Raw genomic sequence first — 13,003 nt, forward strand, 5'->3', positions numbered from 1 at the left:
GCCATGTTCGACAAACTGAAAGCGATTGAAGAGAAATACGACGCCCTCACGGCACAACTCAGTGACCCTGAGGTGGTTGCTGATGCCGCGCGTTATGCCAGGCTGGCCAAGCAGCACAGCGAACTGACGGAAGTCGTGGAGAAATTCCGGGAGTACCGCACCATTGACGCCAACCTGACCGGCGCGCGGGAACTGCTCAACGAAACGGATGACGCGGAAATGCAGGCGCTGGCGCGGGAGGAAATTGCGCTGCTTGAAAAGCAGCGGGCAGAATGTCAACTCGAACTGGCACGCCTGCTGACCCCCAAGGACCCCAACGACGGCAAGAATGTCCTGCTCGAAATCCGGGCTGGAACCGGCGGCAATGAGGCGTCGCTGTTCGCCAGCGAACTGCTGCGCATGTACCTGCGGTATGCCGAACGGCAGGGCTGGCGGGTGCAGATTCTGGATGAATCCCTGTCGGAAGTCGGTGGACTCAAGGAAGGTATTATGCTTATCGAAGGGGCGCGGGTTTATTCCCGTCTCAAGCACGAGTCCGGGGTTCACCGGGTCCAGCGGGTGCCGGCCACAGAATCGGCCGGGCGCATTCACACCTCGACGGTGACGGTCGCCGTTCTGCCCGAAGCCGAGGAAGTGGAGGTCGAGATTGACCCCAAAGACGTTCGGATTGACACGTTCTGCTCTTCAGGCCCGGGGGGGCAATCGGTCAACACTACCTACTCTGCCGTGCGCCTGACCCACCTGCCTACAGGGATTGTCGTGTCCATGCAGGATGAGAAATCCCAGATCAAGAACCGGGAAAAAGCCTTTCGGATTTTGCGTGCCCGGCTGCTTGACCTGGAGCGGCAGAAGCAACACGAAGCCATTGCCGGCGAACGCCGCGCCCAGGTGGGCACCGGTGAGCGCAGCGAAAAGATTCGTACCTACAACTTCAAGGAAAATCGCGTCACGGACCATCGCATCGGACTCACCCTGCACCAACTCGACACCGTACTGGAGGGCGATCTGGACAGCTTGCTTGACCCACTTGTGGCCCACTTTCAGGCGCTCAAAATGCAGACTGAAGTTGCGGCCTGAAGTCCACCCCCATGGTCGAGACACCCCAACCAACCACAACCCTCGTGGTCGCCGCCGTCTGTGTGGACGGCCCGCGCGTGCTGCTGACCCAACGACCGCCCACTGGACGGTTCGCCAACCAGTGGGAATTTCCCGGCGGCAAACTTCACTGGAACGAAGCTCCTGAGGCTGGACTCCAGCGCGAACTGAACGAAGAACTCGGCGTGCAGATTGCCGTCGGCTCCCCCCTGCACATCATTCACTATGCCGTGGATGCCCGGCAGGCCTTCGCCGTCATGTTCTACTGGGCGCGCATCACCGGCGGCGCTCCGGCCCTGCGTGGTGTTCAGGCTGCCTGCTGGGTGCGGCCGGAAGACATGACGGCATTGGACATTCTGGCCCCCAACCGCCCGGTGGTCGCCCGCCTGTGCCAACTCGCGGCCCGGCCCGGCGGGCTGTGTCCGCAGTTTGATTGAGACAGTCCGGCCGCAGCGCCGGCGTCCGGCTGGAGCCCGGCAGGTGTGCAGAGCATCAGGCCGACGGCAGGTTGTCCGCCGTGTCCGGTTGGCCCGGCACTTTCCAGAAGCCGCTTGGAATAGGGTGCTCAAGGGCTTCACTTTCGACCACGCAGACGCGATCGCGTCCATTCTGCTTGGCGCGGTACAGCGCGCGGTCAGCCAGCTCCAGAAGCTGCTTGGGGTCGCTGGTGTCCGAGGGCAGGGCAGCCACCCCCAAGCTGACGGTCAGGCGCCCGCCGGGCTGCGACTCCCGCCCGGCAAAGGGATATTCGGCCACCCGCCGCCGCAGCCGCTCGGCCAGCACCGCCGCCTGGCTCTTGGGGGTGTTGGGCAACAGCACCACGAACTCTTCACCACCGTACCGCGCCAGAACATCACTGCGCCGGAAACAACGTTCCATCAACCGGGACAGGTCTTTGAGCAACTCGTTGCCAGCTTCGTGGCCATTGGTGTCGTTGAAGTGCTTGAACCGATCTACATCAAGCATGATGATCGACAGTGGGTGTCCGCTTCGTTCTGCGAGTTCAGCCTCACGGGTGAGTTTTTCCAGAAAGTAGGCGTGATTGAATAGGCCCGTCAGGCCGTCGGTGATGGCCCGGTGCCGGGCGCTGTGGTAGGCCCGCAGCATCGCTTCAAATTCACGCTTCTGGGCAATAAGCGCCTTGACGCGCATGAGGAGTTCCTTGCGGTTGATGGGCTTGGTGAGGACATCCGTCGCGCCGACTTCCAGCCCGCGCAGTTTCTCCGTGGTCTCCGGCGAGGCCGTCAGCATCAGGACCGGCAAATAGCGGGTGGCCTCGGTTTGTTTGATGAGACGGCACAGTTCATAACCATCGGTCATCGGCAGGGAAGCATCGAGCAGGACGACATCCGGCAACCGCGTAGCTGACTCGAAGTAGTTGGCATGGAGCATGGCCGCCGTGTCGTTGCCGGACGCCACGACAAGCTGCACCCGGAGGTTTTCGCTCTCCAGAATCGTGCGCAGAAGATTCCCGCTTTCGGCGCTGGCATCCACGATGAGCACCTGAGACATTTCCAGTTGCGAGGCGGACAAGCGGTGCGGGAGACGGAAAATCAGACGGCAGCCCTGCGTGGCGTCGCCCTCGACCGTCAGGGTCGCGCCGTGGAGTTGCAGGATGCGATAGGTCACACTCAGTCCCAAGGCAATACCACGGGAGGGCACATGGCTGGCCGCTTTTTGCAGGGCGCGATAGGTTGCCAGCCGCTGCTCGGCCACGATGCCGGACATATCATCCTGAAGGGTGATGACCAGGCTCTGGACATGGCTGGAAACACGCTGTAACTCACCGGTCAGGCGCAGCATCCCACCCCGTGGGATGTACCGGAGGGCGTCGTCCAGAAGCTGGGAAAGGGCTTCGTACAGCCGGGCTTCATCGCCCACAATCATTCCAGCCGCCGGATCGAGCCGGACTTCCAGCCGGACCTGCCGGCGCTCCGCCAGGGGTGCAAAGGCCGACTGGACGGACTGAAACAGGCGCGCCGCCGAAAATTCACGAATATCCAGGGCATCCCCGCCTCGTTCGAGCCGAACCAGGCGCATCAGATCATCCACAATGTGGAGCAATGCCTGTCCGCCAGCTTCAATGTGGCGCAGAAAACTGCGTTGGGTATCGGTCAGTGGCCCATAGGTGGCATCCTGCAGCATCTCGCAGTAACCCAGCACCGTCGTCAACGGGGCGCGCAGCTCGTAATCCACGTTGGCAATGAACTTTTCACGGTCGCGGATGGACTGCTCACCCAACTCGGTCAACCGCTCGATGGCACGCCGCGCCGCTTCCAGTTGGCGGCTCATCTCCACCACCTGGGCTTCCGCTTCGGTCAGGCGGGCGCACCATCCGCTTTCGCGGATGAGAAACGACCACGACAACTCCTGTCCGGCCAGGGCGGCTTCCAGTTGCCCATCTGCCGCCGATTCCACCAGCAGGACGCCACACAACAACTGATCAAGGGTAAACCGCCGCAGCAGCAGCGCCGTGCTGTCAGCCACCGCAAAGGGGAAGCCAGGCAGCGCAGCACGTGGCACGCAGACCAGAAGGTTCGCCCGAATGGCGTCGAGCCGTTCGGTCAGCGTTGTTTCAAGGGTCTCACGGGCAAACTCCTCGTAGCCCACCGAGGCCAGCAGACGAAACCGCTCGTCATCAAAAAAAGCCACGGCCAGCGGCGCCTGCGCCAGGTGCCGGGACAGCGCCGTGGCCGCCTGTTGCAGACGGTAGATCAGAGCCGGCGTGAGTGATTTGGAAACCCAGGTCTTCAAAGTTTTCAGGGACAAGCCACCACCCCCCTCAACCACCGCACAGGGAGGCTTTCTCACTGGACGACACAAAGCCGGAACCCGCTGCAAGGCTGAACTGGCGCTTGCCGCCCATTATGCCGACGGCCGCGACGTGGCTGCAAGCATCCCGCAGGCGGCGAAAATGTCACGCCCGCGCGGACGACGAAGATAGGTCGGCAACCCCTTCGCCCGCAGCAGTGCCTGAAAGCGCAGCACACGCTCCGGCGGCGACGGTTGAAAAGGAAGTCCTGGCACGGGGTTGTGCGGGATGAGGTTGACCTTGGCCGCCTCCCGCGCCCGCAGTGGCGCCAGCCAGCGCAGCAGTGCCCGTGCCTGCTCATCCGCGTCATTGACGCCATCCAGCAGCACATACTCAAAGGTGATTCGCTCGCCCGGCTGCCGGGGAAACATCAGGCACGCCTCACGCAAGGCTTCCAGCGGGTAGGTCAGGTTGACCGGCATCAACCGCGCCCGCAACTCATCGGTGGCCGCCGTCAGCGAAACCGCCAGGCGCGGACGGTCCGGCTCGCGTCCCAAGGCGATGATCCGGGGGACAATCCCAACGGTTGACAGCGTCACCCGCCGGGGAACAATGTGCAGTCCTTCCGGGTCGGCCAGGACACGGAGCGCGTGGAGCACGTGGTCGTAGTTGAGCAACGGCTCCCCCATCCCCATCAACACCAGATTGACGCCAGCCGGACGCGGTTGTTGCCAGCGATGGACAGCATCCCGCAACACGTACAAGACCTGCGCGACGATTTCGCCCGCCGTCAGATTCCGCTGCAATCCCAGGGTCGCCGTGGCGCAAAAGGCACAGCGCATGGGACAGCCTGCCTGCGAAGAAAGGCACAACGTGATCCGTCCGCCATCGGGAATCCAGACGGTTTCAATGGCATGCCCGTCGCGTACGGTGAACAGGTAGCGGCGTGTCCCATCCGCAGCCTCGAAGACTTCCATCAGCGACAGCGGCCGCAGGTCGGACTCAGCCGCCAGCCCGGTGCGTAGGGCGCGGGGCAGCTCCAGCGCCGCTTCGGGCGTTTCGACGAGCCGCCGGTGGAGCGCCTGGAAAAGTTGCCGCCCGCGATACGCCGGCAGCCCACGCTCCACCATGAAGGCGCACATCTGCTGGCAGGTGAAGCCCAACAGGTCGTGGCCCGCCATGGCGACGGATGCGGATGACATGGGCACCAACAACCTCCCTTCTCCTGGCTTCAACCCGGATTCCACGTGCACGGGCAACAGCCTATCAAAGCATGCCCGTGACCACTGACCAAGCCAGTCCCGTGCCCGGCGGCAGCCGCCCAAAACACCCGCCCTGGGCTGGAAAGCATACGCGCCGAAGCACAAAGTACGTTAGCCTACGCACAGGACGACCGCCGCTGGCTTACATTTGTAAAAAAATGTTTTGACCTGCCCTCCGGTCGGTCATCCACCAGAACCGACAGAGCAGCTTTACTGAGTCTTGTGCTTTCCTTGGCGGCTGTTTCCTTGACCGTTATGCTTTCCTTGCCTTTCTGTCCAGGGTGAAACGACGATGCCGACGCGAGCTTTCTGCGACTGCTGTGACGAACCGACCCGGCAGCTTTTCGACATCACGCGCATCCCGGAACTGGCTTCCGTGGTACGCCAGTTCGGCTACCGGGCCGTGTGTCAGGCTTGCTATGACAATCTCTTTGAGGAACTCGAACGCGAACGGGAACGCGAGGAAGAAGACGTGGATGCCTAGCCCGGCCCCGCGCCGGGTGCCCGTTCGCCATCCCGCGAATCGCTGAAACCGGCGCTATCAAGCCCAGCGCAAGGTTTTGAAAAACCATGAACAAACAAGCTGAAGTCGTCATTATCGGCGGCGGCGTGATTGGATGCAGCATTGCCTATTTTCTGACCCGGCACGGGTGCCGCGACGTGCTCATTCTCGAACGCGAGAACTTTCAGGGCAAACACTCCACCGGACGGAGCGCTGGCGGCGTTCGCCAGCAGTTTGCCACCCCGGTCAACATCTGCATGTCGCGCTTTTCCATTGATTTTTTCACGCACTTCGAGGAGCTCACCGGACAGGACCCCGAATACCGGCGCTATGGCTACCTGTTCATTGCCACCGAGCCGGCCCATGTGGACTACCTGCAACAGAATCTGCGCGTCCAGCAGGCGGAAGGTATCCCCGTGGAGTTTCTGACCCGCGAAGACATTGCCAAACTTGTTCCTCAGCTTTACGTCGAAGACGTACTGGGCGGCACTTATTGCCCAACGGATGGCTTCGTTGACCCCTACAGCATCATGCAGGGCTTCAACCGCAAGGCCCGCGAACAGGGGGCGCGCATCGAACTGGAGACCGAAGTGCTGGATTTCACCGTGGAGCACGGACGCATCACGGGTGTGGTCACGAACCGGGGGCACATTGCAACGCCGGTAGTTGTCAACGCCGCCGGGGCCTGGTCGCATCTGGTCGGACGCAAGCTCGGCGTGGACATCCCCATCCGTCCCACCAAGCGGCAAATCGTGACGACCGAACGCTTTGATGAACTGCCCCGCGAGTTGCCCATGCTCGTGGATTTGAGCACCGGCTGCTACATGCGCAAGGAAGGCGACGGCGTCATGCTGGGCTGGGCCGATCCCAACGAGCCGGAAAGTTTCGATACGACCTTCAACCCGGACTTCATTGACGCCATCATCGAGCGGGCGCTTCCGCGCGTGCCCTGCCTGGCAAACGCCTCGATCAACCTGCGCCGCTGCTGGGGCGGACTCTACGACATCTCGCCCGATCACCACGCCATCGTCGGCCCGGTGCCGCAGGTCGAAGGCTTCTATGTCTGCACCGGCTTCAGTGGGCACGGCATCATGCACTCGCCGGCCATGGGAACGGCCATTGCCGAAATGATTTTGTTTGGCGAATCCCGTACCCTCGACGTGAAACCGCTCTCCATCGAACGCTTTTCCACCGGCGAACTGCTGCACGAAACGGCCGTCATCTGACGCCCCATGGCCCCTACCTACGCCATCTTTGGCGCCACTTCGGGCATTGCGCGGGCGGTCATTGCCGAGCTGGCCCGGCGCGGCATCACCTTGGTGCTCGCCGGACGCAACCTGCCCGAAGTCGAACGCATTGCCGCCGATACTCACCTGCGCTACGGCGTTCCAACCCACAGCCTGGCGTTTGACGCCTGTGACCTGTCCAGCCACGGCGCGGTCTGGACGGCAGCCGTGGCATGTACCGGCCGCCTGGATGGCATCCTCGTGGCTTTCGGAACGCTGACCGACCAGAAACAGGCCGAGCAGGATGTTGCCGCTGCCGAAGCCATGATTGCCTCGAACTACGTCGGCGTGGTGTCGCTGGTGACGCACGCCGCCAACTACTTTGAAAAGGAACGCCGGGGCGTCATCGGCGTGATTTCCTCTGTAGCTGGCGATCGCGGACGCCAGAGCAACTACGTCTATGGCTCAGCCAAGGCAGGCGTCACGGCCTTCTGCCAGGGGCTGCGGCAGCGACTTTTCAAAAGCGGCGTACGGGTCGTCACCATCAAGCCAGGAATTGTGGACACGCCGATGACCTACGGGATGAAGCTCCCCCCTCTGGTTGCCAGGCCGGAGCGCGTCGCGCGGGACATTGTGCGCGCCCTGTACCGCGCCGACGGCGACATCTACACCCCGTTTTTCTGGCGCTTCATCATGCTGGTCATTCGGATGATTCCCGAACCCATCTTCAAACGGCTCTCACTATGACCGATGTCCGGCATCGCTGGTGGTGGCTGCTGCTCCCCATCAGTTGGATGGCGGCGATTTTTGTGTTTTCAAGCGACTGGCTTGCCTGGCGCAACACCGCGCCGGTGGCCTACGGCTGGCTGCGGTGGTGGCGGCCCTACCTGGATGAGCAGCAACTTGAAAGCCTGCACCTCCTCCTGCGCAAGCTGGGGCACGTCACCGAGTATGCGCTGCTGGCCGTGCTCTGGTACGTGGCCCTGCGCCGGGCCCACCGGTGGCAGGCGTGGCAGGCCGGACTGGGCGCAGCGGTGATTTCCATCCCCTATGCCGCGCTGGACGAATGGCGGCAGACGTTCACGGCGGAACGCAGCGGAAGCCTTGCCGATGTGCTGCTGGACAGCCTTGGTGTCGGACTGGCCATCGGCAGCATTGGCCTGTTCCATGTGATACGAATCAGCGCAGACGCTGGCGCAGGCGTCCGAGATATTCGTACATAGCCCGCTCGGACTGATGCAGTCCGGCGCCGCTCGGATAGATGTCGCCCGGCGTCCATACGCCATCTGATCCTGCGGCCTGAAAGTCGGTCGGCGCCGGCAGCGCGTGCAATCCCTGCTTCCGGCAGGCTTCCAGCGCGCGCGGCATGTGCGCGGCCGAAGTGACGAGCAGAAACGGGTCCTGTCCGACGAGTCCGGCCACGGCGGCCACTTCCTCGACGGTATTGCGCCCCACGGGCTGGACGGCAATCCGTTCGGGGGAAACACCAAGGGCGCAGGCGGCGTCCCGCATCACTTCGCCGGCCGGGCGCGGCGTGAACACGGCTCCGCCGGATGTCACCAACCGGGCCGCCGGCAACAGGCGGTGCAGCCGGATGCCTTCGATGAGCCGTCGCAGGGAGGCGTCCGAAAGACATTCCGTGGGCGGCAGGTGTTCATCACCGCCCACGCCGCCCCCCAAAACGACAATCCAGCGGATGCTTTGGGCCTTCGGCGGGATTTCACCCCGTGGGGCAAACATAACCTGCCCCTGCTCCAGGGGTGCCAGCAGGGCATTGGCTGTCCAACCGTGACTGGCCACCACGAGAACCGCGGCGGACACCGTCACCACGGCTTTGCCTGCCCGTTGCCAGCGGGAAAACCACAGCAGCCCCAGTCCCACTCCCAGCCCAATCAGCACGAGGGACAGCGGAAACAACAGCGGCACCAGAAACTTTTCGAGAGCGAACACACGCTATTCCACCGTCACGCTCTTGGCGAGATTGCGCGGCTGATCCACGTCGCAGCCGCGCCGTACGGCAATGTGGTAGGCCAGCAACTGCAACGGCACCACGGCCAGCACGGCGGAGAGCAGTTCACTTGTGGCCGGAATGGGAATGACATACTCAGCCAGCCCGGCAGCCTCGGTATCGCCTTCCGTGACAATGGCGATGACACGCCCATCGCGGGCTTTGACTTCCTGCAGATTCGACAGCGTCTTTTCGTACCGCAGCTCGGAAGCCGCGTGGCCAACTTCCCGGGGCATCACCATGACAACCGGCAGGCGCTCGTCAATGAGCGCGTTCGGTCCGTGCTTCATTTCCCCGGCTGGAAAGCCCTCGGCGTGAATGTAGCTGATTTCCTTGAGCTTGAGTGCGCCTTCCAGCGCAATGGGAAAGTTCACGCCGCGGCCGAGGTAGAGAAAATCTGACGCCCGGAAAAACTCTCTGGACAGTTCGGCAATGGCCGCGTCCTGCTCCAGCGCAGCTTCCAGTTTGACCGGCAGGGCCAGCAGTTGTTCGACGTGCTTCATCACGGCCGTCGGCGATAATGTCCCCCGGCACTGCCCCAGATGCAGTGCCAGCAGGTAGAGCGCCACGATCTGGGAAGTAAACGCCTTGGTGGAAGCCACCGAAATTTCCGGCCCGGCATGGGTCAGCAGGACGCCGTGGGCTTCGCGCGCGGCCATCGAGCCGGGCACGTTGCAGATGGCGAAGGTGTGGCAACCACGCTGCTTGGCTTCGCGCAGCGCTGCCAGCGTGTCGGCGGTTTCGCCGGACTGCGTGATGACAACGACCAGCGTCCGCTCATCGAGCAGCGGATTGCGGTAGCGGAACTCACTGGCGTAGTCCACCTCGACCGGCAGGCGGGCCAGTTCTTCGATGAGGACTTTCCCAACCAGTGCCGCGTGCCAGCTCGTCCCACAGGCTGGAATCACGAGCCGGGTGAATGCCTGCCAGTCGGCGTCGGGAATGTCCGTCGGATCGAGATACACCCGTCCTTCATCCAGACTGACCCGCCCGGCCAGGGTTTCCCGGATGGCATGTGGCTGCTCGTGGATTTCCTTGAGCATGAAGTGTTTGAAGCCGCCCTTCTCCGCCAGGACAGGGTCCCAGGTCACGCGCTGCACGGGCGGCGTCACCGGCCGCCCGGCAAAGTCCGTGAAGGTGACTTCGCTGGGGCGCACCACGGCCACCTGCCCGTCTTCGAGAAACACCACCTCGCGGGTGTGCTGGAGAATGGCTGTGACATCGGAAGCCACGAAGTTTTCCCCCTGCCCCAGCCCGACAATCACCGGCGGGCCAAAACGCGCCGCCACAATCACATCCGGCTCATCAGCCGAAATCACGGCCAGGGCGAACATCCCCGAAAGTTCGGCAATGGCCTGCCGGACGGCATCCGCCAGCCCCAGACCCGCCTGCCAATACTTACCGATGAGGTGGGCAATCACCTCCGTGTCCGTCTGCGTCACGAAGGTATGGCCTTCCCGTTCCAGTGCCCGCTTCAGGGAAAGGTAGTTTTCGATGATGCCGTTGTGGACGACCACCACCCGCCCACTGGCGTCGCGGTGCGGGTGGGCATTTTCCTCGGTGGGGCGTCCGTGGGTGGCCCAGCGGGTATGTCCGATGCCGTAACTGCCGGTGAGCGGTGCCCGCTGAATGACGGCTTCCAGGTTGTAGAGTTTTCCCGATGCGCGCCGCAGTTCAAGCTGCCCATCGGCTACAACGGCCAGTCCGGCCGAGTCATAACCCCGGTATTCCAACCGCTTGAGACCATCGAGCAGAACCGAAACGACCGGCTTGGCACCGACATAACCAACAATACCGCACATGGACAGCAGCCTTCTTTCAGGGCAGGGAATCCGTCTCCGGTGCTTCATCCGGCGCAGTGTTGCCGGGCGACGCATCAATGGAATGACCGTAGCGTTTTTCGACCAACCGCTGGTTATTCAGGCGAAAAACCAGGCGGTTTGGCTCAATCCTTTCGAGGACACCATCGTAAAAACGCATCCCGGCGCGCACCACGAGGGTGGTTTCGTCCTCGACGCGGATAAACGCTGTCACTCCCCGGGCCGATTCCGAAATGCCCAGTACTTCGACCCCGGCGATGAGATAGGGTAGGGTGTCCTCGCGCTTGATTTTTTTGGCTTCAAGCTGCTCGCGGTAGGCAGCCACCCGTGCTTCAACCGGGGGATACTTGTCTTTGGCCGGACGTGGTGGAGCTTCAGCCGGCGCGGCCGGGCGGCCAGGCGTGGCAGCCGGACGTGCTGCCTTGCGCTTGGCGCTCGCCGGGCGGGTCGTCTGGGCCAGTCCACTGGCGCTGTCCAGGGCCAGCAGCAGGGCACCCACCGCCAGCGGCTTCCACCACGCGGCGTGGTGCCAACAATACCGAGGGAAAGTATCTGTCTCCATGGGGGGTACATCACTCACTGGGGTTGGTGTAGTAACCGGCGCGGTGGCGCACTTTCCAATCGGGATGGCGCGGCACTTCAATGCGGATGGTGCGGAACGTGGCTGCTTCATTTGCCGGTGTATAGGCCAGAACGAAGCGTTGCCGCAAATCGGTGTCAATCTGCTCGAACGCCGTAAAAAACTCACGGTCCAGCCGTGGGAAAAAGGCCTGTCCACCGGTTGCCGCGCATAGGCGTTCCAGGTCCGCCCGATTGACCGTCCGCTGGTCGTCCGTTGCGGTCAACTCCGGTTGCCCGATGCCCAAGGCGTAGATGCTCACCTGATTCTGCCAGGCGTATTCGATGACTTCCCCGACCCGAACCAAACCTTCGCTGTCAAAGCCATCGCTGATGGCAACCACCACCCGCCGTCGCTCGTCCGTTGCTTCCGGGATCAGCTCAATGGCGGCATACAGAGCCGCATAGAGCGCAGTTCCCGGTGGTGTGGCCTGCCTGGGATCGAAGGGCATCACCCGTCCCAGTGGCGACGGCAGCCGCTCATCCAGAGTCGCCAGCGACTGCCGCAGGGCGTCCAGGCTGCCCGTCAGCGGTTGTGCCAGCAGCAGGTCCTGCTGACAGGCGAGCAGGGCCGCACGATCCTGGGGCAGTCGCAGGATGCGTTCGAGAAACGTCAGCGTCGCCCGCTTGGCCAGTGGCAGGCGGCCGACCATGCTGCCGCTGCAATCAAGCACCACGACAACCGTCGTGGGCAGGTCAGGTGCCCGTCCCAGTGCGACGATATCCTGCTCGACGCCATCTTCAAAGAGCTTGACATCGGCGGCCGTAAGCGTCGTAACCGGACGATTGAGTCGATCCACCACGGTGAACGGCACAAGCACCTGCTGGGCGCGCAGTGTCACCAGGGTGTCATCCGGCACCGCAGCACGCTCCTGGGCTGTGGCTTCTGCAGCACCCAATCCCAGGCTACACAGGGCGGCCAGCAGACCCGGCCACAGACTTCCAACCCAGACCCGGAACCGGACCAGGGCAGTCCGCTGACTACGGCTCCGGGTTGCCGAATACGCCCCGTGGGCTGTGTCCGTTGGTTTTGGCCAGTTCATTGATGGCAGCCCGCAACTCGTACCTTTCCGCCGCCGGTATCAGCATCCGCCGCAGACGTTCAAGGCGTTCCTTCGTGTCAGTCAACTCCATCAGCGCCATCTTCTGGTCTTCGCTCATCTGCAACAGCGACGCCACGAGAAACGACAACGCCCGTGGGTCTTCCGGCAGCTCATCCGGGAAGCTGTCGTCCTCGCGACTCATCGCGCGAATGGCCTTGACCGTTCGCTTGAAGGTCGCACGCACGGCTTCAACAATTTCGGTGAGGTCTTCCCGCACCGGCTGATCATCGAAAAAGGTGACGAGACCTTCCAGATAAGGCTCATCCTGAAAGTATTCGAGGGCATGGTAGCGTGCCAGTCCGGTTGTGAGGATATTCATCCGCCCCTCTTCCAAGGGCACCATCGCCAGGATGAAGGCCGCACACCCGACGCGCCCCACAGGCGGCGGGAAACCTTCCCGTCCCCTGACAAAAGTCACACCGAAGATTTTTTCCCCGGCCAGGCAATCACGCACCATGGCCTTGTACCGCTCCTCAAAGATATGCAGCGGCAGCATCATCCCTGGAAACAAGGCGACCGGGAGCGGAAAGATGGGAATCCGCTTCGTACCTTCAAGGATGGGCAAGGGTTGGTTCATAGCAAGTCATCAACAACACGAATTCTAACCAGCGTATGAT

13 protein-coding genes are annotated in these 13,003 nt (G+C 62.8%); 6 read left to right on the top strand and 7 right to left on the bottom strand.

The window, feature by feature from the left end; translation table 11 throughout:
• The first annotated feature begins 3 nt into the window (after positions 1-3).
• Positions 4-1,077 (top strand): peptide chain release factor 1, encoded by a 1,074-nt coding sequence (gene prfA / locus CABTHER_RS10805; RefSeq protein WP_041569210.1) that lies wholly within the window; start codon positions 4-6, stop codon positions 1,075-1,077.
• A gap of 11 nt (positions 1,078-1,088) precedes the next feature.
• Positions 1,089-1,532: a (deoxy)nucleoside triphosphate pyrophosphohydrolase gene (locus tag CABTHER_RS10810; protein ID WP_014100681.1), complete on the top strand. Its 444-nt coding sequence runs from the start codon at positions 1,089-1,091 to the stop codon at positions 1,530-1,532.
• Positions 1,533-1,587: 55 nt separating this feature from the next.
• On the opposite strand, the gene CABTHER_RS16030 is transcribed toward CABTHER_RS10810, so the two are convergent.
• Complete coding sequence (locus CABTHER_RS16030; protein ID WP_014100682.1) at positions 1,588-3,849, bottom strand: diguanylate cyclase; 2,262 nt, start codon at positions 3,847-3,849, stop codon at positions 1,588-1,590.
• A 111-nt stretch (positions 3,850-3,960) separates the two neighbouring features.
• Positions 3,961-5,049, bottom strand: coding sequence for a 23S rRNA (adenine(2503)-C(2))-methyltransferase RlmN (gene rlmN / locus CABTHER_RS10820; protein WP_049787501.1), 1,089 nt, complete (start codon positions 5,047-5,049; stop codon positions 3,961-3,963).
• Between the two features lie 352 nt (positions 5,050-5,401).
• Between rlmN and CABTHER_RS10825 the strand changes: the two genes are divergently transcribed.
• The 4 genes from CABTHER_RS10825 (at position 5,402) to CABTHER_RS16035 (ending at position 8,060) form a co-directional block, all read left to right on the top strand.
• The gene (locus CABTHER_RS10825; protein WP_014100684.1) at positions 5,402-5,593 is read left to right on the top strand and encodes a hypothetical protein; all 192 of its coding nucleotides are present in this window, start codon (positions 5,402-5,404) and stop codon (positions 5,591-5,593) included.
• A gap of 86 nt (positions 5,594-5,679) precedes the next feature.
• Entirely contained in the window at positions 5,680-6,837 is a 1,158-nt protein-coding gene (locus CABTHER_RS10830) for an NAD(P)/FAD-dependent oxidoreductase (protein ID WP_014100685.1), read from the top strand.
• A 6-nt stretch (positions 6,838-6,843) separates the two neighbouring features.
• On the top strand, positions 6,844-7,584 hold the full coding sequence (locus CABTHER_RS10835) for an SDR family oxidoreductase (protein WP_014100686.1): 741 nt from the start codon (positions 6,844-6,846) through the stop codon (positions 7,582-7,584).
• Positions 7,581-8,060 (top strand): VanZ family protein, encoded by a 480-nt coding sequence (locus CABTHER_RS16035; protein WP_049787502.1) that lies wholly within the window; start codon positions 7,581-7,583, stop codon positions 8,058-8,060. The genes CABTHER_RS10835 and CABTHER_RS16035 overlap by 4 nt, the downstream gene beginning before the upstream one ends.
• Here CABTHER_RS16035 and CABTHER_RS10845 read toward each other — a convergent pair.
• The 5 genes from CABTHER_RS10845 to CABTHER_RS10865 form a co-directional block, all read right to left on the bottom strand.
• Positions 8,017-8,787, bottom strand: a complete 771-nt coding sequence (locus CABTHER_RS10845; RefSeq protein WP_014100688.1) for an ElyC/SanA/YdcF family protein — start codon at positions 8,785-8,787, stop codon at positions 8,017-8,019. The two genes, CABTHER_RS16035 and CABTHER_RS10845, sit on opposite strands and share 44 nt — an antisense overlap.
• A gap of 3 nt (positions 8,788-8,790) precedes the next feature.
• Positions 8,791-10,647: a glutamine--fructose-6-phosphate transaminase (isomerizing) gene (glmS, locus tag CABTHER_RS10850; protein ID WP_014100689.1), complete on the bottom strand. Its 1,857-nt coding sequence runs from the start codon at positions 10,645-10,647 to the stop codon at positions 8,791-8,793.
• Positions 10,648-10,663: 16 nt separating this feature from the next.
• A complete protein-coding gene (locus CABTHER_RS10855) occupies positions 10,664-11,164 on the bottom strand; it encodes a hypothetical protein (RefSeq protein ID WP_014100690.1) in 501 nt (166 codons plus the stop codon).
• 73 nt (positions 11,165-11,237) lie between these two features.
• Positions 11,238-12,143, bottom strand: coding sequence for a VWA domain-containing protein (locus tag CABTHER_RS10860; protein WP_187288381.1), 906 nt, complete (start codon positions 12,141-12,143; stop codon positions 11,238-11,240).
• Positions 12,144-12,264: 121 nt separating this feature from the next.
• Positions 12,265-12,963 (bottom strand): LON peptidase substrate-binding domain-containing protein, encoded by a 699-nt coding sequence (locus tag CABTHER_RS10865; RefSeq protein WP_014100692.1) that lies wholly within the window; start codon positions 12,961-12,963, stop codon positions 12,265-12,267.
• Between the last annotated feature and the right edge of the window lie 40 nt (positions 12,964-13,003).

This window comes from Chloracidobacterium thermophilum B, from assembly GCF_000226295.1.
Taxonomy (GTDB): domain Bacteria; phylum Acidobacteriota; class Blastocatellia; order Chloracidobacteriales; family Chloracidobacteriaceae; genus Chloracidobacterium; species Chloracidobacterium thermophilum.